17 protein-coding genes are annotated in these 24,960 nt (G+C 43.0%); 8 read left to right on the top strand and 9 right to left on the bottom strand.

The window, feature by feature from the left end; all coding sequences use genetic code 11:
• Positions 1-74: 74 nt before the first annotated feature.
• Both BIZ38_RS13700 and BIZ38_RS13695 read right to left on the bottom strand, forming a co-directional pair.
• Complete coding sequence (locus BIZ38_RS13700; protein ID WP_054552279.1) at positions 75-1,412, bottom strand: MFS transporter; 1,338 nt, start codon at positions 1,410-1,412, stop codon at positions 75-77.
• 272 nt (positions 1,413-1,684) lie between these two features.
• On the bottom strand, positions 1,685-4,501 hold the full coding sequence (locus BIZ38_RS13695) for a TonB-dependent receptor (RefSeq protein ID WP_187490517.1): 2,817 nt from the start codon (positions 4,499-4,501) through the stop codon (positions 1,685-1,687).
• Positions 4,502-5,099: 598 nt separating this feature from the next.
• Here BIZ38_RS13695 and BIZ38_RS13690 point away from each other — a divergent pair.
• The 4 genes from BIZ38_RS13690 to BIZ38_RS13675 all read left to right on the top strand — a co-directional run bounded on the left by BIZ38_RS13690 (position 5,100) and on the right by BIZ38_RS13675 (position 11,227).
• Positions 5,100-6,062, top strand: coding sequence for a glycoside hydrolase family 43 protein (locus BIZ38_RS13690; RefSeq protein WP_138599117.1), 963 nt, complete (start codon positions 5,100-5,102; stop codon positions 6,060-6,062).
• Between the two features lie 354 nt (positions 6,063-6,416).
• Positions 6,417-9,836, top strand: coding sequence for a LamG-like jellyroll fold domain-containing protein (locus BIZ38_RS13685; RefSeq protein ID WP_187490516.1), 3,420 nt, complete (start codon positions 6,417-6,419; stop codon positions 9,834-9,836).
• A gap of 52 nt (positions 9,837-9,888) precedes the next feature.
• Positions 9,889-10,386, top strand: coding sequence for a hypothetical protein (locus BIZ38_RS13680; RefSeq protein ID WP_235372522.1), 498 nt, complete (start codon positions 9,889-9,891; stop codon positions 10,384-10,386).
• A gap of 406 nt (positions 10,387-10,792) precedes the next feature.
• A complete protein-coding gene (locus BIZ38_RS13675) occupies positions 10,793-11,227 on the top strand; it encodes a DUF4019 domain-containing protein (protein WP_082389222.1) in 435 nt (144 codons plus the stop codon).
• 258 nt (positions 11,228-11,485) lie between these two features.
• Here BIZ38_RS13675 and BIZ38_RS13670 read toward each other — a convergent pair whose 3' ends face one another.
• The 6 genes from BIZ38_RS13670 to BIZ38_RS13645 all read right to left on the bottom strand — a co-directional run bounded on the left by BIZ38_RS13670 (position 11,486) and on the right by BIZ38_RS13645 (position 19,316).
• A complete protein-coding gene (locus tag BIZ38_RS13670) occupies positions 11,486-13,432 on the bottom strand; it encodes an RICIN domain-containing protein (protein WP_316247583.1) in 1,947 nt (648 codons plus the stop codon).
• A gap of 12 nt (positions 13,433-13,444) precedes the next feature.
• Positions 13,445-14,656 carry an aldose epimerase family protein gene (locus BIZ38_RS13665; protein ID WP_063700834.1) on the bottom strand — a complete coding sequence of 404 codons (1,212 nt, stop codon included), beginning with the start codon at positions 14,654-14,656 and terminating at the stop codon, positions 13,445-13,447.
• A 71-nt stretch (positions 14,657-14,727) separates the two neighbouring features.
• Positions 14,728-15,312, bottom strand: coding sequence for an HAD family hydrolase (locus tag BIZ38_RS13660; RefSeq protein WP_187490515.1), 585 nt, complete (start codon positions 15,310-15,312; stop codon positions 14,728-14,730).
• A gap of 136 nt (positions 15,313-15,448) precedes the next feature.
• On the bottom strand, positions 15,449-16,948 hold the full coding sequence (gene araA, locus BIZ38_RS13655) for an L-arabinose isomerase (RefSeq protein ID WP_166341263.1): 1,500 nt from the start codon (positions 16,946-16,948) through the stop codon (positions 15,449-15,451).
• A gap of 23 nt (positions 16,949-16,971) precedes the next feature.
• Complete coding sequence (locus BIZ38_RS13650; RefSeq protein ID WP_166341265.1) at positions 16,972-17,667, bottom strand: L-ribulose-5-phosphate 4-epimerase; 696 nt, start codon at positions 17,665-17,667, stop codon at positions 16,972-16,974.
• Positions 17,664-19,316 carry a ribulokinase gene (locus BIZ38_RS13645; protein WP_187490514.1) on the bottom strand — a complete coding sequence of 551 codons (1,653 nt, stop codon included), beginning with the start codon at positions 19,314-19,316 and terminating at the stop codon, positions 17,664-17,666. The genes BIZ38_RS13650 and BIZ38_RS13645 overlap by 4 nt, the downstream gene beginning before the upstream one ends.
• Positions 19,317-19,547: 231 nt before the next feature.
• Between BIZ38_RS13645 and tal the strand changes: the two genes are divergently transcribed.
• The gene (gene tal / locus BIZ38_RS13640; RefSeq protein ID WP_187490513.1) at positions 19,548-20,501 is read left to right on the top strand and encodes a transaldolase; all 954 of its coding nucleotides are present in this window, start codon (positions 19,548-19,550) and stop codon (positions 20,499-20,501) included.
• Between the two features lie 121 nt (positions 20,502-20,622).
• Here the strand turns inward: tal and tkt are convergent, their stop codons facing one another.
• Positions 20,623-22,623, bottom strand: coding sequence for a transketolase (gene tkt / locus BIZ38_RS13635; RefSeq protein WP_187490512.1), 2,001 nt, complete (start codon positions 22,621-22,623; stop codon positions 20,623-20,625).
• A 354-nt stretch (positions 22,624-22,977) separates the two neighbouring features.
• Between tkt and BIZ38_RS13630 the strand changes: the two genes are divergently transcribed.
• From BIZ38_RS13630 to BIZ38_RS13620, 3 genes are read left to right on the top strand one after another with little or no spacing between them, the layout of a single operon-like run.
• Positions 22,978-23,865: a MipA/OmpV family protein gene (locus BIZ38_RS13630; RefSeq protein ID WP_187490511.1), complete on the top strand. Its 888-nt coding sequence runs from the start codon at positions 22,978-22,980 to the stop codon at positions 23,863-23,865.
• The gene (locus BIZ38_RS13625) at positions 23,865-24,248 is read left to right on the top strand and encodes a DUF3019 domain-containing protein (RefSeq protein ID WP_171043862.1); all 384 of its coding nucleotides are present in this window, start codon (positions 23,865-23,867) and stop codon (positions 24,246-24,248) included. Before BIZ38_RS13630 ends, BIZ38_RS13625 begins: the two co-directional genes overlap by 1 nt.
• Complete coding sequence (locus BIZ38_RS13620) at positions 24,248-24,958, top strand: response regulator transcription factor (RefSeq protein WP_166341275.1); 711 nt, start codon at positions 24,248-24,250, stop codon at positions 24,956-24,958. The genes BIZ38_RS13625 and BIZ38_RS13620 overlap by 1 nt, the downstream gene beginning before the upstream one ends.
• Positions 24,959-24,960: the final 2 nt, after the last annotated feature.

Raw genomic sequence — 24,960 nt, 5'->3', positions numbered from 1 at the left:
GTTGTCTCCCAGCGAATTGTTATTTTAAAGAGCAAAACGCACACACTTAGTTAGTGTGTGCGTTTAAAGGGTGGTTATTTTGGTAGGCGTTTATGAATAACCATATCCGTATAGTACTCATCGGTAATTTTGTATTTTTTCAAAATCAAACCAAGTAAGGCGTGGAATACACCCGGAATGATAGTTAGCATCAGTGCTAAGCCCATAAGGGTAAATTCAGTTTGCTCAACGTTAGGCTTGTACTCAAAGAATGCCAGTAATAAACCACCTGCTAAGCCAGCTAAGCCACCCCCTGCTTTTTGGCAGAATGAAATACCACCAAATGATAGGCCCGATGCACGAACGCCGTCTTTAATTTCACCGTAATCTACAGCTTCAGCAATGGCAGACCAGAACACTGGTGCATGTAAATCAACAACAAATGACAAGATGATATAAAGCACAAACGCCATCATTACATCACCCGGTTGCACCACAAAATACATTAGCAATGAGATGAATAGCACGGCGATTTGTGATTGACGGAATAGCTTCATTTTACAGTAACGCTGGGTGATCCACGTACTTGCCACCATAGAGACAATAGATGCTGCAATACCCGCACTGGTAAAGGCACCCGCTAAATCTGGTACACCTAAGTAATAGGTTGCGTAATACATAGCAACACTGCCACGAATCGCATAGCCAAGCGTACCAAGCACACATGCTGCACACAGGAGTAACCATTGGTCGTTTTTAATAAGTACTTTTAATTGTGTAAGTACACCTTCGGTTTGTGGCTCATGGGTAATACGTTCGCGAGTAGTAAAAAAGCAAAACAAAAATAGTGCTACGGCACAAGCCGATACTAATGCCATTGCCAGTTTATAACCATACGACAAGCTGCCATCTCCCCAATATGAGGCAAGCAGCGGTACTGAAAATACGATCACCACATTGGCAATCTTAGCGAAGAACATACGGTAGCCATTAGCTGACAAACGCTCTTTAGGATCGGCAGTTAATACACCAATGTAAGAGATATAAGGGATAGCAACACCGGTAAACATCAAGGTCGCAAACAAGTATGTGGCATAAGCCCAAGCTAACTTCATGTTGTAGTCGAAATCAGGCGTGGTAAATAACAGTACGACCGACAAACCATATGGCACAGATAAAAATAAGAACCAGTGACGGAACTGACCCCAACGGGTTTTCACTTTATCGGTGATCACCCCCATTAAAGGGTCGGTAAAGGCATCAACAAAACGCGCCACTAAAAACAACACACCCATATCAACCGGATCAAGCCCGTAGATATCGGTGTAAAAGAAAGACATAAAATAGAATAACGCTGCAACCATGACATTTACTGCCATGTCGCCGGCACCAAAGCCGACCTTTTCTACAACGGATAACTTTTGAGATTCCATACAACAACACCCTAATTGGTCAATAATGAGCCGCCGCTCACTATTTCAAGCAATGCTAAAAAGTTTTCAACACTGCGTATCAAATAAATTTACAGCCTTAGATATTACACAGCTTGGCCATTGCGTTCGTTATTTTTGTAAATTTAATGCTAATCCAATTAATAGTATTATCATACTTATCAAATCGCAACTCTTTTCGACCGATGGTTTGGTTTATAAAAACCAATAAAAAACCCCAGCAAAGCCGGGGTTTTTAGGTCTATAAAAGAAATTTAGAAAGAATAACGTGCGCCTAGTGCGAATGTACGTGAGTAGATACCGTTACCAAAGTTAAATAGGTTGTCGTTACCTTCACCGTAGTAGCTTTGATATACGTCATCTAGGATGTTCGTTGCATCAAAGGTTACGACAAAGTCATCATTCACATTGTAGCTAAATTGGAAATCTAAGCTTTGCTCAGGACGATTCCAGAACTGAATTGGGTTAGCAAAGATTGCCGCTTCGTTACCTGTGTAGAACTCAGAACGCCATACATATGATAAACGCATATCGAATGAATCACGCTCGTAGATACCTACGATGCTGTACGATTCATCAGAAACACCGGCCATTTGCGAATCAACATACCCAGAGATTTCACCTAGCTCATTGAATTCAGGTGTATCTTGCTCTGAGTCAAGCATCGTGTAGCTTGCTTGCACACCAAAACCATTTAAGTACTCTGGTAAGTTTTCTGGGAAGTAAACTAAACCAACTTCTAAACCAGACAGTTCACCGTTTGAAGCATTCACGGGTGCACTTAATACATATGGGCGTGTTACGCCATCATCGCCTTCGCGCACAACTTGCTTACGACCCGCAACAACTAAGCCTTCAATTTCACGGTAAAAGTAAGCAGCGTAAAGTGAGCTTGTATCTGCGAAGTACCATTCAAGTGATACATCATAGTTCTTTGATTCTGTTGGTTTAAGATCTGGGTTACCACCATTACCTGTACCGTAGGTAGCACCTTCTGTTAAAGGATCATACCAGTATTGCAGCGCGTTTAAGTCAGCAAAGTTAGGCATACGTAGTGTTTCTGTGTACGCGACACGGCCCACTACATCATCAGTGATGTTCCAGTTTAGTACTAAGCTTGGTAGTAATGCGCTGCTATCAGCACTTGCTGAGCTTTCTTCAAATACATTTGAGTTCATACCGCCAGACTCAGCAACAAAGTCCATGTCTTGCTCATAGCTTACATAACGTAAACCAAACTCACCGCTGATATCTTCCGTTAAGAAAAAGTTAGTTGTTGCATATAGCGCGTACGAGTTTTCTTCGATATCAAATGTTTTGTATACGTCTTCAGCTTCAAGGCCATATACGCTACGGACAGCATCGCCGTTATCTAGCATGTAGCCACCGTCAGCAGTTACAAAGCTATTGAATACATCAGCACGGCCATCGAAATAGTCATCAACTTGGAACACAATGCCTGTACCATCGCCAGATGCACCCGCCGCTGCTAGCTGTTCAATTAAGCTAGCCACAGAGGTGTTAGCAATACCAGCCTCTTGACCACGCGTGTACTCTTGCGCAGTTCGTTTTTCGTAACGACCGCCGAACTTCACTTTATCAAAATAAGTACCACCAATTAGGTATTCAGCATCAAATGTGAAAGTTAATGCGTCACCCGCGTTACCGCCGCCATTGTCATAAACAGTACCTGCATTCCAGTTTTCGATAGCAGCCATATCTGCTTCGTTTACCGCTGTGTTTGGATCATCCCAAAACGCAATACCTGGTACGCCGTCTTTATCGTTAAAGTCTACATCTAAGCCATATGCAGTGCGGTCAAAACGCATTGCGAAGAAATCTGTTTCGTACTCACTGTCTTGGTAAACAACTTCTGTGTTGATGGTTAGGTAATCGCTTGCTTGCCACTCGGCACCTAATGCATATAAGTAGCTATCTGTTTTACCATATGAAAAGTCACCACTTTGGAAACCGCCAGCACCAATCGCTTGCTTTTCTTTAACTACGTTAGTGCCATCAAACACCGTTGGTGTTTCGATGAAGCCGTTACCGTTTTCGAATGTATTTGAGAACCACATCGCGTTTTGCGATTCGTTTTCGTAACCTGTGTAGAAACCTTCAGCTGTGATTTCGAGTGTTTCATTAGGTGCCCACTGTAAAGAGACAGACGCAGCTGGACGCTTACGAAGACCAGTGAATGAAGTACCAAAAATAGCATCACGTGCAAGTAAGTATTCAGTTGGCTCACCATTTACGTCTAAAGTAGAACCTGCCGCAGTCGGTAGACCTAACTCAGTACCTTGAGTCCAAAATTCATTTGGTACACGTGAGTACGGTGAGTAGTTGTACTGTGGTTTATCAGTAAAGAATGGGAACGCTGCACCCGCTGTGATGGTGTCATCGCGGTAATGTGTTTCAGCATAAGAAATATTGAAAAGTGCGCCAAACTCACCAGCGCCGTCGATTTCCCAACGGTTAGAAAGTAACGCACTGATATTTGGATCAACTTCATCTGGTTGATCTGAGTAAATCGCACGTGCCGCTAAAACAACTTTTTCACCTTCGAAGTTGAAAGGACGGTGGGTTTTGATATCGATCGCACCTGCGATACCACGTTCAATTTGATCCGCCGAACGGGTTTTATAAACTGTTACACCCGAAAGTAAACTTGCAGGTATGTCTTGCAGCGCCACATCACGACCCGCACCTGTAAAGATAGCACGGCCATTCACTGTGGTATTAACATCAGTAAGACCACGGATTGAAACCGCACTTACTTCACCAGCACCACGGCCTGTTGTTTGTACACCTGTCACACGTTGTAGTGCTTCAACTACGTTGTTATCAGGGAATTTACCAATATCTTCAGCAACAATTGCATCCACGATTTGAACGCTTGCACGTTTTTCATCTAGCGCTTTGTTTAAACTGCCGCGAATACCTGATACTTGAATAACTTCCATCTCATCGACGTTATTCTCAGGAGTGTTTGGTGCTTCCTCCTGTGCAAAAGCAAATTGACAGGTAAATGCCATAACTACAGCACTGGCTATGTGTGTTCTTTTAAACATAAGCGGTGTTCTCCAAATTATAGTTATATCGGTCCGCTGAACTTTCCCCATTCAGTTACCGAAGAGTGACCACTGCATTGTGCATCGTGTGTTGTCAAAACGGTGCGCGAGTGTGTCTACATTTATTATGTTAATACATTGCTGCCTGAACTTTAATCATATTGTATGATTATTTAACAGTCAACTCAAAAAGCCAAATTAAAATTAGTGCCATAGTGTTTACAAAAAACGTTGTAATTATAACACGTTACAAACTAAAAAAGGGCTGCGTTTTTATCTTGGGAATTTATGTAGACCCATTATTATCAGTCACTTAGCGTTTATTTGTTTGCTTGTTTTATTTGTCTTTTGTTCATCCAGAGCAACAAAAAAGGGCTAACAAGTTATTTACCTGGCGTTTTTTGGTGCTACTATGATAAAAATACAATAATACAATATAGAGTTATTTTTTGCTGCACTTTTACTGGTTTGTTTCGATGTAAACAATCAGTTACTCAGTATAATCAGGCATACACTGTGTATTATCTGGTCATTCAGAGCGAGCTCTAAGTACAAAAGCTGCAGTTCGAACAACAATTATTAGTCACAGAGGACACTCATGAAGAAATTGAAAGCGTTAGCGCTGCCATTGCTTTTTTCGAGCAGCTTAGCCGTTGCACAAAACCCATTATTCACCGATGTATTTACTGCAGATCCAGCAGCACTTGTTCACAATGACACCGTATACCTTTATACAGGTCATGATGAAGCACCTAATAATGATGTGTTTTTTGAAATGCACGACTGGTTAGTCTTTTCATCAACAGACATGGTGAACTGGAAAAAACACGGCCCAATCATGAAAGCAACCGACTTTAAATGGGCTAAGGGCGAAGCATGGGCTTCACACATGATTGAGCGTGATGGCACTTTCTATTTCTTTACAACCGTTCGTCACAACGACACAAAACCAGGTTTTGCAATTGGTGTTGCGACGTCTAAATCACCAACAGGTCCATTTAAAGACGCGATTGGCCATGCATTGGTTACCGATGATATGACCAAGCATACGCCAAATGATTGGGACGACATCGACCCTGCTATTTATACAGAAGAAAACGGCGATACTTACATGTTCTTTGGTAACCTAATGCCAAAATACGTAAAGCTAAGCGACGACTTACTGTCTCTTGATGGTGAAATTAAAACGCTAGATTTACCAAACTTTACCGAAGCGTTATGGGTTCATAAGAAAAACGACAACTACTATGTATCGTACGCATGTGAGTTCCCTGAGAAGATCTGTTATGCCATGAGTAAAAGCATTCATGGGCCGTGGGAATATAAAGGTATTTTGAATGAAATCGCAGGTAACAGCGAAACCAACCACCAATCAATCATCGAGTACAAAGGTAAAGACTACTTTATTTACCATACTGGTGCTGTACCACCGATTGATGGCAAACCAAGTGGCGGGCGTTTTCGTCGCTCAGTGGCGATTGAGCCACTTTACTACAACGAAGATGGCACACTTAAACGTATTATCATGACCACTGAAGGTCTAAGTAAACAAGACAAGTAATATCAAAAAGGGCTCTTTAAGAGCCCTTTTTAATGTTTAAATGTAATACAAATAAACAAATTTAACGGAAAATCCTCTCTTTCAGATAAGTAAAAAACTTCCCTAATAGCGCAAAAATACCGAAAAAAACGCCAAAAATGACAACTTGAGAAAATTAAAATCACACTGTACATATTGTAAACACTGATACTTCATGTTTACATACCAATTACCTTTGCAAAAGTATTTGCACATTTTAAATCATACTATAAAATTACAATACTACGTTCTTATTAGTTTGATATAGGCACGCGGCAATTTTATTGACAACAATCGAATAAAAAAATGAATCCCAGTTTCAAGAGGACACATAAAATGAAATTAAATAAATTAGCCATGGTCATAGCCTGCTCTTTGGCTGTTACAGGTTGTGGCAAAGAAGATGGTACTAAGCTTGACACAGCACCAGCGGTTGCCGACCCGCAAAGTGCAAAACCGACAGTAAGCAGCAGTGTTGAATACACTGAATCAGGTAGCGTAATGGTTACCAATGTAAGCGTGCACGATCCTTCTGTCGTTAAAGTTGACGACACTTATTATATTTTTGGTTCACACCTTGCTGCCGCTAAATCAACTGATCTCTTGAACTGGGAAATGATTTCGAGCCTTTCAGCTAACGCAGCCGTTAATGAAAGCCCATTATTCGATTACAACTACACAGGTGAAATTGCCGAAGGTATTGAGTGGACAGACGGCTTCACAGGAAACTGGGCTGCCGATGTAATCAAAGCACCAAATGGTAAATTTTGGTTCTACTATAACCATTGTGCACAAGACAACCCAGATACCGCAGATGTGGTTGATGAAGTATGCTGGAACCGCTCTTACCTTGGTTTAGCTGAAGCTGACAATATTGAAGGCCCATATAAAAACAAAGGTATTTTCTTACGCAGTGGTTATCGCTCAGAAGCTGAATTTACAGCTTACCCACTTGATAACGGCCAAACAACATGGAATGGTGCCGTTGATCCTAACGCAATCGATCCAGCGGCATTCTATGATGCTGACGGCAAACTTTGGATGGTTTACGGTTCATACTCTGGCGGTATTTTCGTGCTAGCAATGGACGAAGAAACGGGTATGCCAGAAGCTGGCCAAGGCTATGGTAAAAAGCTAGTAGGCGGCGACTTCCGTGCAATGGAAGGTGCATTTGTTATGTACAGCCCAGAAAGTGAATACTACTACTTATTCTACTCAGTAGCTGGTTTTGCGCTAAATGATGGTTACAACATTCGTGTTGCTCGTTCTAAAACACCAGATGGTCCTTACCTAGATAACGCAGGCAACGATATTTCAACATTGGGCGGCTTAGAAGTTGGTGAAAAACTAATGGGCGGCTTTGAGTACACGCAAGAACTTGGCGAAACAGCACCAGCATGGGGCTACCAATCACCAGGTCATAACTCAGCTTACTACGATGAAGCGACAGGTCGTCATATCTTAGTTACGCATACGCGCTTCCCGCAAACATCGACTGAGTTCCCAACCATTTCAGAAGCGCACCAAGTTCGCGTACATGAAATGTTTATAAACTCATTAGGTTGGCCTATGGCTTCACCGCAGCGCTATGTGCCGCTTGAAGGCGACAACATGGTTGTGGCGGATGAACTTTATGGTTATTACAAATTTATCAACCATGGTAACGATGTAAATACAGATGCTATTCGTTCAATGCATATTGCACTAAATGAAGATCACTCAGTAACCGGTGATGATCCAGGCATCTGGTACATGATTGATGACTCAAATATTAAACTTGAGTTAGATTCAGGTACTTACTTTGGCGTGGCTAAATGGCAATGGGATGATGCAACTAAAGCAATGGCTGTTACTGTATCAGCTACATCAAGCGAAGGCGCTACCATTTGGGCAAGTAAACGAGATGAAATCACAGATACAGCAAACGTTCTGGGCACTGTTCAAGAAGCACTTGATATCAAAACTGAATTATCAATCGCTGACGAAGGCTACTCATTACCAACCAAAGGTAAAGACGGTGCTGCAATTAACTGGGAAAGTAGTGATGAATACTACATCACCAGTGAAGGCTCAGTATTCATTCCAACCCCAGATCGCGGTGATAAAGCGGTTACTTTAACGGCTAATATCTCTTTAAACGGCGAGAGCACAACCAAAACATTTAATGTAAACCTAGAAGCGCGCCCAGAATTTAAAAATGCGATTGCACACTATGCATTTGAAGACTCACTCAGTGATGGTTTAGGTAACCTGGATGATGCGGGTGTAACAGATAACAACCTATTAAATGTGGGTGCTGGTACAGCTGCATACGCAGAAGGTAAAACAGGTAAAGCATTTAACTTTGACGGTGCAACGGGCGTACGTTTACCTGATGAGTTAGTAACAGGTGATGAGTACACTATTTCGTACTGGTTTAAGCCAATAGTACTGACTAACTTCACGCCTACATTCTTCGCATCAACGTCTGATGCACGTTGGATGAGCTTGATCCCAGGTAGTACACACTTTACAACAACACCAATGCTTTGGAGCCGCTATTTAGCTGATGATGGCACAGATATGTGGAACCAAATCATCTCTGACTCACCAGCGGTAATGGATTGGAATCATATTGCCATCACTTATGCTAATGGCACAGCAACACTTTATCGTGATGGTGTCCTTTCTGGTACTATGCCTCGCCCTGATTTTTTTAGCACACAAACAGGTAACTTTGCGCTGGGTGTGAACTACGGTTGGGACTTACCTTTCCAAGGTCAAATTGATGAGTTTATCGTCTATGACTACGCGCTAAACGGCCTAGATATTAATGGTGCGGCTATCAATAACCTGACAGATCCAACTAAATTCGAGAGCTTCATTACTGATGCGCTTGATTTAGGTGATGTTTCTGCAGTACGTGATAGCTTTGAATTACCACGAGTAGGTCCATTTGTATCTGGTATTAGCTGGACGTCAAACAACGAAGAGTACTTAAAACCGGTTAATGGCACAGCTGTTGTTACACAACCTAGCGCATCTGCTGGCGACCAAGTTGTAACATTAACTGCAACCATTAAGTACAAAGACTTTACGGATACTAAGTCATTCGATGTAACCTTAAAATCACTTGCACCTGCTGAATACAGCTTCGAAGGTGACCTAACTGCATTAAACGGTGCGTATGCAGCGGGTAAATCAACGGGTGGTTTCATCAATAATACAGGCGGTAGCGTAAGCTATGTTGACGGTGTAATTGGTCAAGCAGTATTCCTAGAAGGTTCAGGTGTTCGTTTACCGGATAACCTAATCACGACTAATGACTACTCTGTATCTATGTGGCTTAAACCAGAAAGCTTCACAGATTACACAACAGCGTTCTTTGCCGGCGCAAGTGCAAACGCATGGTTAAGTTATGTACCATCGATGGCAGGCTCAGCGCTAACGCGTTTATGGGCAAATAACGGTGCCTTCTTCGATAATGCAGAACTAGATAGCCGTATTCCAGCAAAAGAATGGACACATGTTGCATTCACTGTTGATGGTACGAACGGTGATGTACTGAAGATGTATGTTAATGGTGAACTACAGCTAGAAACCGATGGCTTCCCACGTGTATTCACGGTTCCTGGTGAAACAAATGAGTTTGCTCTAGGTGTTAACTACTGGGATACGCCATACCACGGTGCTATCGATGAACTGAAAATTTTCAACGGTGCGATTAGCGCTGAAGAAATAAAAGCACTCTTTGATGCAGCTGCTGCACAAGAGTAACAAAGTGAGGTGAGCTGCCTCACCTCAACTATTTGTTGTCTGGAAAGGCCGGGTGAAAACCCGGCTTTTTTCTAAAGCTTTAGTACCTTTTGCCGATACATACATATCATTCACTTTCATCGCTCTCATTATGGCTATTAACTCATTAGCAAGTGCGTTAACTAACTCAAACGCAGATACAGCAAGCAGTAATACCAACTCAAAAGTAGGCTACAAACTCAGCAACCAAGAAATGAATAAGCTCTCTGGTCGTGAAGTAGAGCCCGCTCAAAAAGAAGAAGTATCTAGCGAACTCCCCGCACATATTCGCAAAATGGTTGAACAACTTGAAAAGCTCAAAGAACAACTCGAACTTGCCAAAGAGCAATTAGCCAAACTGCAAGCACTCAAAAACCAAGAAGATGAAACTGTAAAAGTGCAAGTTGAAACACAGACCAAGATGGTTATGGAAATCCAAACGCAAATAATGTCTCTTAGCCAATCAATTAGCGATGCGCTAAAAGAAGCTGGTATTAGCGATCCCGGAGTGCTAATGAGTGTGTTAGTTTGATGAAGGCTTTGAGCTTTAAGTCTCAAGATTTGCTCTTGCAACTTTCCCCTTGCTCACTCCTCATATAACACCCAAAAGCGAGTCAAAACCCAGTGAATATGCGGGCTCTGAAATATCGAGTGCGGAAATACGAAACTTCCTTTGCGGCTAAAATCAGTTATCTCATCTGTCATCCAGGCACACTACCACAATAGAGAAAAGTTAAACATTTAACTTTAAAATCAAAGCCATAACATTAAGAAAACAAAAGATTTAACCTTCTAATAAGTTCGAAATTAAAGCTCTCCTAGAATTAAATCAAAGCTTAACCTTATCAAAACCCCGCTGAGCAATACTTTATTAGTATAGAAATTAGCCAACTCAATCGTACTATGGACTCCCCCTATCAACGAAGTGAGGGCGTGTTATGCGTCAAATTTTATTACTTTCTGTAAATGGATTTACGCTACAAAGGTTTTTATTAATGACATGTCTTTGGATGTGCTTTTTTGCCACAGCCGATGAAACAAACCCAATTCTTACCGCAAGATCATGGTTAACTTTAGTGGACAATGCTGAATATATAAAAAGCTGGGAACAAACTGATCCACAATTTAAAGCAAAGACTCCACAAACAAAATGGCTTAAAGCATTAGATTACGCGCGAGTTCCTCTTGGTAGAGTGATGTCTAGAACTTACTTTTCCACTTCAGAGTATTCATCACTTTCGGGATTACCTGATGGCGAGTATTTAGTTATTAAATTTAAAACCGAATTCATTAATCAAGACAGTGCCATGGAAACAATCAGTTTGAGTAAAAATAATGGCCAGTGGCAACCTTTAGGTTATTTTATTAATTAGGAGTTTGTAAAGGTTGAGATGGATTATGTTGGGTTTCGCTTCGCTCAAACCAACCTACCCGAAGAATGAGTAGGGCGAGTAATATGGTAGGCGTCACGCTTGCTTGGCACGTCATGAAAGCAATACCCTACGAGCAGACAAACATATCACCAACATACCCCACCGCTCAGCTAAAAACTGACAGCTGAAGGCTGACAGCCACAAAAAAGCCACTCATAAATGAAGTGGCTTTGGTTGAGTCGATTTTTTACTTATAACTTAATTTGGTTCACGCAGATGGAACACTTGGCACTTGTTACCTAAATCAGGTTGTTGTGCGAAGTTAGTGTTTTCAGCTAAACCACAGTTACTTAAACCAAGCGCTTGTTTTGTGTAGCGGTTGATGAGCATCACACCACCACCTTCTACTGGAGCAATGCGCCACTGTGCTGTTTTCGCCGCACAAGAAGCCATCTCTACGTTGGCACCGGGTACTAAGGCGTTATCAGCCACCGCAGCACAGAAATCGCTGTCAGCGCTTTGTTTAAGGCTTACATAGCCTGTATCTGTTGGTGTGAAGAACCATTGCTGTGCATCTTTATGCGTGTAAGCTTGTTGCTCAACATTGGTACCCGCTTTAACCGTACCAGCCACACTAAGTGCTTTACCACTTTGTTGGCTTAATACTACAACACTGCCCATAGGGCGTAATTGCCAGTCGCCACACGCTGTTGCGTCGCTTTGCTGTAAAACCGCTTGGTTTTGTGCGGCAGAACAACCAGCAACCGCTAATGGCTTGCCTGTGTAACGGTTGGTAATAGAGACATTACCATCTGTACTTGGTGCTACTTTCCATTGCTGGCAGAAGTTATTACGCCATGCTGCAGATTGTACTTTAGCGTTATCTGCGTCATTACAGCTTTCAAGCTCTAAGAACTTGCTGTCTTCACGGTTAGCTAAACGAACAAAACCATCTGTTGTTGCATCAATAACCCATTGACCATTGGTGCTTGCACACTGACGTTGAACTGCACGTGCATCTTGTGGATCAGCTGCAATGTCTAAACATAAACCGCTTGTTGCATTCACTAATTGGTAACGTTGACCTTGCACTCGCGTTACCAGTGGGCCGTATTCACCTGATGGCGGAGCTACTTCAACGCCTGGTGTTAATGGTTTACCAAAGCTTGGTGCGCCATCGTCGTTCCAAGTGAATTTTTGCGCACGTAACGAACGAGTCGCACTACAACCGTGCTCTACCGAATCATTACCGTGATAAACTAACCAATCTTCTGTGCCGTCTGGCGATGTGAAAAAGCCGTTGTGACCTGGGCCAAACACTTCTTCTGTACGCTCAAATACTGGTTTGTCGTATTTTTTCCAGCTGCTCGCTTTAAGCGGATCGTCACCAACAAGCTCAAGCATACCTAGTTTGTAATCAGGAGTATTACAGAAGCTCGCTGAGTACGTCATAAACGTACGGCCATTGTGCTGTAAAATTTCAGCGCCTTCAGTTACTTTGCGACCACTGATTTCCCAATCTAACTCAGGACGCGTGATCACCGTATGCGGTGAGTTCTTCTTCAGAGTCCATGGGTTTTCCATTTCAGCAATAATGTTTAATTGCTGATCACCCTGCCATTGTGAGTAGATCACATACAACTTATCTTTGTACGTTAGGTAGTTACCGTCGATGTTCCATACGTTAGGCATTAATGCGCCCTTGTATTCGTATGGACCCATAGGATCGTCACCGGCACTTTCTAGTACGTTTAAGTGTTGGTTATCTAAAGTGCCATCAGTACCGGCTGTGTACATCATGTACCAACGGTAGCCGTTTGGCCCTTTTAGACGATGGAATTCAAACGCCCAGAAGTTACAGCAACGCTCAGGGTTTGCATCAGACCAAACATTGATAGGTGTTGCATCAGCAAGGCCCGCTAATGTTGGTGATTTACGCATCACTAACTCAGAAGTCCATGTTGTTGTAGTTAGGTAATAGTTACCATCCCAATACTCAAGCCATGGATCGGCGCCATTTGGGAAAAGAGGATTAGTAAAAATACCATTATCTTGGATTGGCGCTTTTGCTGTGGCTGCGATATCTGCTTTGGCTGTGTTGTCTTCAGCCGTAGTCTGACAGCCCGTCAGAGCGCCAAACGACAAGGCAAATACGCTGGCTAAGCCAGCCTTTTGCATTGCGCTTTTAAGCTTTGTTGTTTTCACGATTGTGTTCCTTTATTTTGTACCAAATTCGTACACGATGCGTGTTGAATACACGTCACCTGGCAGTAATGTTGTGCTTGGGAACGTTGGCTGATTAGGTGCATCAGGGAAATGCTGTGGCTCTAAACAAAAACCACTTCTGAAATTATGCACTAAGCCAGACGCTTGCTGAGTACTACCATCTAAGAAGTTACCTGAATAAAACTGTACTGCAGGCTCTTCTGTGTAAACTGTTAACGTACGGCCTGAGTTTGCTTCGTAAACCGTCGCAGCTTCTACAAGCTCATTGCTTGGCGTGTCTTTAAGCACAAAGTTATGATCATAACCTTTACCAAGTTTCAGTTGTTCGTTGCTTGCTTTGATATCTTGACCGATTGCTTTAGCAGTACGGAAGTCAAACGGTGTGCCAGCCACATCCATCAACTCACCAGTTGGGATCAAGCCGCCATCGACAGGGGTAATTGCTTTTGCGTTAATTTGCATTTGGTGATCAAGAATGTCGCCTTTACCCGCTAGGTTGAAGTAGCTGTGTTGCGTCATATTGATTATGGTAGGCTTGCTTGTTGTAGCAATAAACTGCATATCTAGCGTGTTGTTGTTCGTTAGCGTGTAAGTCACTTCTGTGGTCACTTCACCCGGGTAACCTTGGTCACCATCAGGGCTCACTAAACTTAAAGTAACGCCAGCGCTGTTTTGCGTCGTGAAAGGTGTCATGTTCCACACTTTTTTGTCGAAACCTTGCACACCACCATGTAAGTGGTTGTCACCGTCGTTGGTTGCTAATTGGTATTCAGTGCCGTTTAAGGTGAATTTACCGTTTGCGATACGGTTACCAAAACGACCGATGATTGCACCGTAGTAAGTTGTCGCCTTTGTGTATGCTTCTAGGTTATCTAAACCCAGTACAATATTACCCATTTCGCCTTTTGCATCTGGCGTTTCAATACGCGTGATAATGCCGCCGTAGTTAATTACATCAACGCTAATACCATTGCTGTTAGTCAACGTTACTTGATTAACTGGGGTCTGATCAGCAAGTACGCCATAGGCCGTCATTGATGCTGAAGGGGAAGTCGTCATATTGTCTCCTTGATGAGCACACGCTGGTGTAAGGGCAATCCCACATGTCACCAACAATGCATAAAGCCCGCGCGACTTTTTCGTGTTCGAACTGGCTGTTTGATGAGTTGTTTTTAAACCTTGGAAAACACATTGCAATGACATATGAATAACCTTTTTGTAATTGTATTTATAGTTTTATAATACAAATACAGGTGTCATTGCAAATTTAATCGCTAAAGTTGGATTTTGCCGTCTTTCACCATGATGCAATCCATCCCCGCACTTTTGGCGGCTTGGTAGCCAATTTGCGTGTCTTCAAACACCACACATTGACTTGGTTCAACACCTAAAAGCGCTGCCACTTTTAAGAATGTTTCTGGGTTCGGCTTACCTTTACTAACATCACTGGCAGTCACTAAGGCACCAATTTTATTAATTAAATTCGTATCTGTTAGATGATCAATTGCATGTTCGCGATCAGCCCCCGTGCCCACGCCCATTGGCAATACACCATGGTACTTTTCAAGTACTGCGACGGTTTCGTCAATCACCAGTGGTTGGTGCTGTAAATCAACCCAAAACTGGTGTTTATCTTTTGCCACAACTAGAGGGTCGTGTTCTAAACCAAATTTTTCGTTAAGCATTTCAATTGTTTTAACGGTCGGAATGCCACCTAAGCTGTACATATAGTCGTAATCGAATGGGTAGCCATAGGCTTCGCAAGCTTTTTGCCATGCCTGTAAGTGACTGCCCATTGAGTCAATCAAGGTGCCATCCATATCAAAAATAATGCCTTGGTAGGCGCTTAAATCGATCATATCTACTCCTAAAAAGTTTCGCTTCACAATAGCATAAGCCAGCGAAGAGCGTGGCTCATCACTGGCTTAATCGACAACAAAATTTGGGGTGAACGTGCTCACACACAGCACGTTCTAGTACATAGAGTACTAATTCTTACAGGCCACGTTTTAGCATGTAGTAAGCTGCGTTATGACGAAGCTCTGTTTTGAAACCACGGATCGTCGTATCGTTATCGATGATCATCGTTTCAACGCCAGCCATTTCAGCAAAATCGATAATCATATCGGTTGTTACTGCTTGGCTGTATGCAGTGTGGTGTGCACCACCGGCGTGGATCCATGCAGCTGATGCTACAGATAGATTTGGTTTTGGTTCCCAAAGCGCTGAAGCAACAGGTAAGTGAGGTAAATCAGCTGGCGGAGCCACTGTGTCTACTTCGTTAATTAGAATACGGAAACGGTTACCCATATCAATTGGTGATACGTTGATTGCAGCACCTGGTTTTGCAGTAAACAATAAACGACCTACATCACATTTCACACCAATAGTGTGCTGGTGAACTTCAAGACGTGGTTTTTGCGCTGCAATTGAAGGACACACTTCTAACATGTGCGCGCCAAGTACTTGGTCAGTCTCACCCATGTTGTAAGTGTAATCTTCCATGAATGAACAACCGCCGTCACGGCCTTCACCCATTACTTTCATGATGCGAACCATAGCAGCTGTTTTCCAGTCACCCTCACCACCGTAACCATAGCCTTTCGACATTAGGCGCTGTGTAGCAAGACCCGGAAGACCAGAAAGACCTGATAAGTCTTCAAAACAGTTTGTGAATGCTTTAAAGCCGCCTTTCTCTAAGAAACGCTCCATACCAAGCTCTAAACGTGCTTCGTTACGTAGCATTTTCACTGCGTAATCGTCTTGTAGAGTTTCGTCAGCAATTACGTAGTCTTGCTTATATAGCTCTAACTGTGCATCGATTTCGTCTTCTGTGATTGTATCAACCACTTTTACAAGCTCAGCGACACCAAACGCGTGTACTTCATAACCAAAAGTAATTTGCGCTGAAACCTTGTTACCTTCAGTAACTGCAACTTGACGCATGTTGTCGCCAAAACGCGCAACTTTAAGTGTTTGGCTTTCTGCCCAACCTTTTGCCGCACGACACCAGTCATCTAACTGCTGTTGTACGTCAGCACGTTGCCAGTGACCTGCAACCACTTTACGCTCTTTACGCATTACAGTACCGATGAAACCGAACTCACGGTCACCGTGTGCACTTTGGTGCGTATTCATGTAGTTCATGTTGATGTCAGACCAAGGAAGGGCTGCATTGAACTGAGTATGAAGGTGTAACCAAGGCTTACGTAATTCGCTTAGGCCAGCAATCCACATTTTCGCAGGTGAGAAAGTGTGCATCCATAATACTAAACCAACACAGTTAGGATCCGTATTTGCCGCTTGGCAAACAGCGTGAATTTCTTCAGGTGACTTAACGGTAGGCTTACATACCAAGTTTACTGGTAGGTTCGCTTCGCTGTTTAAGCCCGCTACAATTGCTTCGCTGTCTTTGGCAACCGTTTCTAACACCTTAGGACCATAAAGATGTTGTGAGCCGGTAACAAACCAGACTTCTTTCGTCATCGTCGTCATGTTAATAATCCTCTAAATTCTTGCTATTTGCTCTGACCGTAATACGCGTTTTTACCGTGCTTACGTAGATAATGTTTATCCATCACTGCTTTTTTAAGTTCAGCTGCGTGTGGATCTAAAGTGCGTGTTAAATACGCCATGCGTGCAATCTCTTCGAGTAGCGCGGCATGGTATACAGACTGAGCGGCATCTTTACCCCACGTGAAAGGCGCATGACCCGCAACAATCACCATAGGTGCAGCTTTCGGATCGCGGTCTTGATACGCATCAGTAATTTGAATACCGGTTTCTAATTCATAATCGCCATTCACTTGCTCATCGGTTAGCTCACGAGTACAGGTGATATCACCGTGTACATAGTCAGCGTGAGTTGTGCCAAGGCAAGGAATGCTTTGTTTTGCTTGCGCCCATGCGGTTGCATAGGTCGAATGCGTGTGTGTTACACCGCCAATTGCATCGAAGTGGCGATATAAATGAACATGCGTTTTAGTGTCAGAAGACGGACGCATAGACCCTTCAACAATGTTGTTTTCAAGGTCGACGATCACCATGTCGTCGGCTTTCATTTGGTCGTACGATACACCACTTGGTTTAATCGCAATAACGCCTTTGTCGCGGTCGATTTGCGATACGTTACCAAAGGTATAAATTACTAAGCCACGACGCTTAAGCTCCATGTTCGCTTCATAGACTTCACGTTTTAGTTCTGTAAAACTCATGCTTTGTCTCCGTTTACATAGCTTGCAAGTGCTTGGTAGTTGGCATAAAGCTCGTCATACACAGCAACGCGCTCAGGGTTTGGTAAATACTGATGACATACAGACGACGCCATAACTTTTTGAGCATCTGCTACTGTTGCGTGCTCACCCGCAGCAACCGCAGCCATAATTGCCGCACCCAATGCACAGCTTTGCTCACTTTCTAAAACGTCGATTGGACAGTTCCAAACATCAGCACAAGTTTGCATTACGTAGTCTGATTTTTTAGAAATACCGCCGATAACAACCACTGACTCGATTGGCACGCCTTCGCTACGGAAACGCTCAGTGATAGCACGTGCGCCAAAGGCTGTTGCTTCAACAAGCGCTTTGAAGAACTTAGGTGCATCAGTGCCCATTTTTAAGCCTGTTAATGCCATGGCAACGCTTTGGTCAGCATCTGGCGTACGACGACCATTTACCCAATCAAGCGCAGTTACATCGTTGCTTGTTACAGGCAGTGCTGCCGCCGCTTTTGATAGATCAACTAAGATTGAATCTTCTAGCTTGTTAACTAACGCTTGTTCAGCGTCAGATAGATTTGTAAGTTGGCGAGTTGGCCAAAGTACTAGGTTTTTGAACCATGCGTATAAATCACCAAACGCAGATTGACCGGCTTCTAAGCCAACCATTCCAGGGATCACTGAGCCATCAACTTGACCACAAATACCTTTAACGCAAGTATCACCTAGTTGTTCTTTAGACGTTACTGTGATGTCACAGGTTGAAGTACCCATTACTTTGGTTAGAACACCAGGGCGAACATTGGCTGCTACTGCGCCCATGTGACAGTCAAATGCACCGTAACCAATTACGATACCTTGTGGTAAACCTAGCTTCTCGGCCCACTCTGCAGTTAAGTTGCCAGCAACTTGGTCGCTTGGCTCTGTCGTTGCATTTAACGTATCAACAACACCATCTAATAGTGGATCGATATTGCTGAAGAAACTGTTTGGTGGGAAACCGCCCCACTGCTCGTTCCACATTTGTTTGTGGCCCGTTGCACAACGACCTAACTTTAATGCTTCAGGGTGTGTTGTGCCGCACATTAGCGCGGTCATCCAATCGCAGTGCTCAACCCATGAATAAGTGGCTGCTTTAACACTGCTATCAACGCGGAATATATGTAATGCTTTGGCCCAGTACCACTCAGAAGAGTAGATACCGCCCATATGTGAAAGGTAGTTCACATCGTTGTTAGTTGCAGCTGCAGTGATTTTATTTGCTTCTTTAATAGACGTGTGGTCTTTCCACAAAATGAACATCGCATTTGGGTTTTCTGCAAATTCTTCAGTTAATGCCAGTGGTGTACCTTGGCTATTAATTGCTACAGGTGTTGAGCCTGTCGTATCAAAGCTCATACCCACTACTTTGTCTGCAGTACCTGCTGGAACTTGTGACCAAAGACCATTAACTACTTCTACAAGGCTATCAATATAATCTTGTGGATGCTGACGAAACTGATCTTTACTTGGGTCACAATATAAACCTTGTGCCCAGCGCGGATAGTTTACTAAATGGCTGGCAAGTTCTTCACCAGTCGCAACATCAACGAGTAATGCTCTTACCGAGTCTGACCCGTAGTCTAATCCCAACGTATAACGAGACATAATTACCTTTCACTAATTGCTTACTAACATTGTTAGTCATTATCTTTATTTGTATGATAATATCAACAATACCAGATTGTAAAGGTATTATAAAAATATTATTAACAGGATTATTTGCTGCTGGCGGGCGATTTATTGCGCAGTTTCTCTGGAAGATTAGATTGTTTTTTCAGCACAAATAATAGGTTAAAGCCACTACATTAACTTTTGTATGATAAGAATGGGATAACTATGTCTAGTCAATTAGAACAACTTAAAGCAGTGACAACCGTTGTTGCTGACACGGGTGATTTTGAAGCAATCAACGAATATAAACCGCAAGATGCAACAACGAACCCATCACTAATCTTAAACGCGATTCAAATTGAGAAATATCGCCCACTTGCTGCCGAAGCCGTATCATGGGCAAAAGCACAAAGCAGTGACGCAGCTGAAGTTGTAACAAAAGCAGCTGACAAGCTAGCGGTATTAATTGGCTCTAAATTAATGGAGCAAGTGCCGGGTTTAGTTTCAACAGAAGTGGATGCGCGTTTATCATTTGATACTCAAGCAACCATTGATAAAGCACTTGAGCTTGTTGCTCTATATAAAGAGCAAGGTATCGACACATTGCGCGTGTTAATCAAAATTGCTTCAACATGGGAAGGTATTCAAGCGGCTAAAGTACTTGAAGCGCAAGGTATCCGTTGTAACCTAACGCTGGTATTTGCATTTGCTCAAGCACGCGCTTGTGCCGAAGTAGGTGCTTACCTAATTTCACCATTCGTTGGTCGTATTCTTGACTGGTACAAAGCACAAGATGCAAGCGCTGATTTCGACGGCGCTAACGATCCAGGCGTTAAGTCAGTCACGCATATCTACAACTACTTCAAAAAGCACGGCTACGACACGATTGTAATGGGCGCAAGCTTCCGTAACATCGGTGAAATCCAAGAACTAGCAGGTTGTGACCGTTTAACTATCAGCCCTAAATTACTTGCTGAACTAGCTGCAACTGACGCACCATTAACTCAAAAGCTATTACCAGCAACAGAAAAAGCAGACGCGCCAGCAGCCATGACCGAGCAGGCTTTCCGCTGGGAAATGAATGAAGATGCCATGGCAACTGAAAAGCTAAGCCAAGGTATTCGTCAGTTCGCAATTGACCAAGAGAAACTAGAGTCAATCTTAAGCGAATTAGTTTAAACCGATTGTTTAAGCAGCAAAAAGCCCGCAAACCAAAGTTTGCGGGCTTTTTTATTGCCTGCACATCATCACAAAGGCAGGCTTATCGTGTTGCGATTACGATAATTTTTAGCCAGTCACATTATTCAGCAAGTAATGCGTTTGCTTTTGCAACTAGGTTTGCCACTGTGAAACCAAAGTGCTCAAGCAGTACTGCGCCAGGCGCTGACTCACCAAATGTGTCCATACCTAGTACATCACCATCTTGGCCAACATACTTGAACCAGAAGTCACGGTGTGCAGCTTCAACAGCAATCTTTGGTGTACCCGCTGGTAGCACGCTTTGACGGTATGCTTTGTCTTGGCTGTCAAACTGATTCGTTGATGGCATAGATACCACGCGAACTTGCTTGCCTTGTGCTGTTAATTCAGCAGCAGCATTCACAGCTAGTTCTACCTCAGAACCCGTTGCAATAAGGATAAGCTCTGCAGCTTGTTCGCTATCAACAAGTACATAACCCCCTTTAGCAATGTCAGCAACTTGCTGTGCATCACGTGCCATCGCTTTTGTACCCTGACGGCTGAAGATCAGTGAACTTGGGCCTGTTTCTTTTAATAACGCTTGGCGCCAAGCTACCGCAGCTTCAGTTTCATCACACGGACGCCATGCAGTCATATTTGGTGTCATGCGAAGGTTAGCGATTTGCTCGATTGGCTGGTGAGTTGGACCATCTTCACCTTGACCGATTGAGTCATGGGTATACACAAAAATGCTCTGTGCTTTCATCAATGCTGCCATACGTACAGCATTACGTGCGTATTCCATAAACATTAAGAAGGTTGCGCCAAATGGAATGAAACCACCATGTAATGCAATACCATTCATGATTGCGCTCATACCAAACTCACGTACGCCATAGAATACGTAGTTACCATCAGCTGCATCTTGTAAACCTTTTGCTTCTGGCCATAAGGTCAAGTTAGAACCGGCAAGGTCAGCAGAGCCACCCATTAATTCTGGAAGCTGGTTAGCAAAGAAAGTGATCGCATTTTGTGATGCTTTACGTGTCGCAATGTTTTGCATGTCGGCTTGGCATTTAGCAATGTACTCATCAGCTAATTCAGCGAAGTTAGCTGGTAATGCTTTTTCAAGAACACGACGTGTGTATTCTTTTGCTAGTTCAGGGTGTGCTTTGCTATAAGCTGCAAACTTTTGCTGCCATGCACCTTCAAGCTCTTGGCCTTTCGCTTGATTATTCCACTCGTTATAAACCTCTTGAGGAACTTCAAATGCTGGGTGTGGCCAATTTAGCTGCTCACGTACTGCAGCGATTTCGTCGTGACCCAGTGGTGCACCGTGACAGTCGTGGCTGCCTGATTTGTTTGGCGAGCCAAAACCAATCACTGTTTTACAACAGATTAGTGTTGGTTGCGTAGTATTGCTTTGTGCCGCTTCGATTGCACCCGCAATTGCATTCATATCGTGACCATCAACATCACGGATAACTTGCCAACCGTAAGATTCAAAACGTGCAGGTGTATCGTCGGTAAACCACCCTTCTACTTCACCATCGATAGAGATGCCATTGTCATCCCAAAATGCGATTAGCTTGCCTAGGCCTAATGTACCTGCCAGCGAACATGCTTCGTGCGAGATACCTTCCATTAAACAGCCATCACCCATAAAGCAGTAAGTAAAGTGATCAACAATATCAAATTGTGGCTTATTGAATTGCGCTGCTAAGGTTTTTTCAGCGATTGCCATACCAACTGCGTTAGCAATACCAGAACCTAATGGGCCTGTCGTTGTTTCAACACCCGGTGTGTAACCATATTCTGGGTGACCCGGTGTTTTAGAGTGAAGCTGACGGAATTGCTTAATATCTTCAATACTTACGTCGTAACCGCTAAGGTGTAACAATGCATATTGCAGCATTGAACCATGGCCATTCGATAACACAAAGCGGTCACGGTTAGACCAGTCTGGGTTTAATGGGTTATGACGGTGAAAGTTTTGCCACAATACAGCTGCAATATCAGCCATACCCATCGGCGCACCAGGGTGGCCTGAGTTAGCTTGTTGAACGGCATCGACAGCAAGTATGCGAATAGCATTTGCAGATTGAGAACTAGGCAGAGTCATCTTATTAGCTTCCTGTTAATATTATAATATAAATAATATCGCAAAAACTCACCCAAATAGCAACTTAATAAAGCGCTATGCCAGTAATGACGTGTATTTAGGCCCATTTTGTACCGCTAAGCGCAGGTTTTAACACCATTTTATTGTTAATAACTTTTTCTAACTAAAGAAATGAAAACACCGCTCAAAATAACCAAGCAAAAGTAGTGAAATATGCTTATTTATCAAGTAATTCCCTTAACTAATTTAGATTACAAGAGCCAGACCTTGCTACAATTTGGTACATTATTTCATTGTTCAAGCCATTAATAACGACTTAATGTTAACGAGACTTTTCATTTAGGTTGTTTATTTGTGACTGTTCTAGGTAGTTGCTCGCTTGGGCTACGAGTTTTATTTCTAATTAGTGCATTTTTCCTTTCACCAACGGCAAGTAGCACTGATTCTGCGTATTTAGCAGATGAAGGAGTAAGCCTTGGTGTAAGCTTAGGCTATGGTCAGCTCGCCAACCCGGTTTATAAAAAAGACGACATTCCTCTTTATGCCCTACCGCGTATTGAGGTATTCGCCGGTGACTTTTCATTTGCAAATACTCAGTTTGCTTGGACCCCCGTGTGGGGCAATAACTATCAAGTGTCGTTATTCACCCAACTTAATGAGGATGGCCTATATTTTACTAAGCATTCAGCTATATTAGCCGCGGTTAGAACAGCTAGCGGTCGCCCCTCAATGACGCCACCACCACCCGGTTCAGGTGTCGAAACACCAGTGGTGATAAAACGCCGCGGTGATATTACTAAAATATCAAAACGTAAACTGTCGGCCATGAGCGGTATTGAAGCAATCGTTGACTGGCAAAACTGGCGTTTTAGCGCGTATTGGTCAATGGAACTCACCAACTATCACAAAGGGTTACAAGGCGCATTGTCTGCACAGCGCTTGTTTTTATTTGATCAACATCTGGTTTTGCTCGGCGTAGAGTTACAGCATTTAAGTGCTGGTTTAGTGGATTACTACTATGGTAGTGCGTTGCAAGAAATGGGCGCTGGATTTAGCCCTTATTTAGGTCGCTCTAGTCAAAAATATAGCCTTAAAGCCAGTTACCAATATCAATTTAATCAACAATGGCAATTTATAAGCGATATAAAATACCAACGCTTATCATCAGGTATCGCCGATAGCCCCCTTATCAATGACAGCAACTTACTGTCTTTTTATGCTGGCTTTGCATGGAATTTCTAATGATGTTACTTAGCAAGCTTCTCTCATTTTTACTCATCTGTAGCCTCGTATATATCGACAGCACATTCGCAAAAGCAGGCTACATTGAAGTATCACCAGAAAACTGTGTGACGGCAGAGCAAGACTGTGTGATGGATGTCTCGATTAATTGGTACACCGAAGTCAGCAAAACAGTGTGCATTCGCGTTACTGATCAACAAATTAGACTATTCTGCCATAAACCAAGCCAAGGACAGAACTTTGCAATCACAGTGCAAAACAATCGCAACATTGTGTTAGAGCTACTCAGCGAACAGCTCGAACCCTTAGAAAGCACTGAAATTAGTTTATTCCACCAGCACGTAAAAAAACGTCGTCGTGATATCGCATGGAGTATTTTTTGATGAGCCAGCATACTATTTTATACATTGAAGATGATTTAAAACTTGCCCAGCTAGTTTCTAATTATTTAAGTAATCATGGTTATATCATTGAACATTTTGACAGTGGTTGCCATGCTTGTTACCAAGCAAGCAGTAAGAAATACGATTTAATTTTGCTAGATATTGGATTAGGTTCAGAAGATGGTTTTGAGGTATTTAAAGAACTAAAACAAGTCCAAGATACGCCAATTATTTTTATGACTGCAAGGCAGAGCCAAGTCGATCATATCACTGGCCTTGAACTAGGCGCCGATGATTACCTAACCAAACCCGTTTCCCCGTCAATTTTATTAGCGCGAATTAACAATACCATTCGCCGCAGCCTAGCTGTAAAGCCAACAAGTACCACTCACAACGCCCATAACATTCGCTTTGGTTCTTTAAGCATTAATACCATTCAGCGCGAGGCTTACTTGTATAGCCAACCACTTGAACTAACCAGTGCAGAGTTCGAAATACTGATCCAACTAGCTCAATCAGCTGGTCAGTTGGTCAGTCGAGACCAATTATTTGATGGCACCATTGGCCGTAAATACGATGGTCAAAGCCGCACTATCGATGGCCGCATTAGCCGCTTACGCAAAAAGCTCGGTGACGAAGCGGTGCCAGCACAAAAAATTGTAACTGTTTGGGGTAAAGGATATATTTTTTCTCCACAAGCATGGGGGTAATG

It is taken from the genome of Pseudoalteromonas sp. BZK2 (genome assembly GCF_014349195.1).
GTDB lineage: Bacteria > Pseudomonadota > Gammaproteobacteria > Enterobacterales > Alteromonadaceae > Pseudoalteromonas > Pseudoalteromonas simplex.
Note: the sequence above shows the minus strand (reverse complement) of the source record. Positions and strands in the feature narration are given on the sequence as shown.

Bases quoted from the DNA above. Each gene is read 5' to 3' on its own strand.
- BIZ38_RS13675 (WP_082389222.1), top strand. From the start codon at position 10,793: ATGCGTCAAATTTTATTACTTTCTGTAAATGGATTTACGCTACAAAGG.
- BIZ38_RS13695 (WP_187490517.1), bottom strand. From the start codon at position 4,501: ATGTTTAAAAGAACACACATAGCCAGTGCTGTAGTTATGGCATTTACC.
- BIZ38_RS13650 (WP_166341265.1), bottom strand. From the start codon at position 17,667: ATGAGTTTTACAGAACTAAAACGTGAAGTCTATGAAGCGAACATGGAG.
- BIZ38_RS13665 (WP_063700834.1), bottom strand. From the start codon at position 14,656: ATGTCATTGCAATGTGTTTTCCAAGGTTTAAAAACAACTCATCAAACA.
- BIZ38_RS13625 (WP_171043862.1), top strand. From the start codon at position 23,865: ATGATGTTACTTAGCAAGCTTCTCTCATTTTTACTCATCTGTAGCCTC.
- tal (WP_187490513.1), top strand. From the start codon at position 19,548: ATGTCTAGTCAATTAGAACAACTTAAAGCAGTGACAACCGTTGTTGCT.
- BIZ38_RS13685 (WP_187490516.1), top strand. From the start codon at position 6,417: ATGAAATTAAATAAATTAGCCATGGTCATAGCCTGCTCTTTGGCTGTT.
- BIZ38_RS13660 (WP_187490515.1), bottom strand. From the start codon at position 15,312: ATGATCGATTTAAGCGCCTACCAAGGCATTATTTTTGATATGGATGGC.
- BIZ38_RS13645 (WP_187490514.1), bottom strand. From the start codon at position 19,316: ATGTCTCGTTATACGTTGGGATTAGACTACGGGTCAGACTCGGTAAGA.
- araA (WP_166341263.1), bottom strand. From the start codon at position 16,948: ATGACGACGATGACGAAAGAAGTCTGGTTTGTTACCGGCTCACAACAT.
- BIZ38_RS13620 (WP_166341275.1), top strand. From the start codon at position 24,248: ATGAGCCAGCATACTATTTTATACATTGAAGATGATTTAAAACTTGCC.
- tkt (WP_187490512.1), bottom strand. From the start codon at position 22,623: ATGACTCTGCCTAGTTCTCAATCTGCAAATGCTATTCGCATACTTGCT.
- BIZ38_RS13700 (WP_054552279.1), bottom strand. From the start codon at position 1,412: ATGGAATCTCAAAAGTTATCCGTTGTAGAAAAGGTCGGCTTTGGTGCC.
- BIZ38_RS13690 (WP_138599117.1), top strand. From the start codon at position 5,100: ATGAAGAAATTGAAAGCGTTAGCGCTGCCATTGCTTTTTTCGAGCAGC.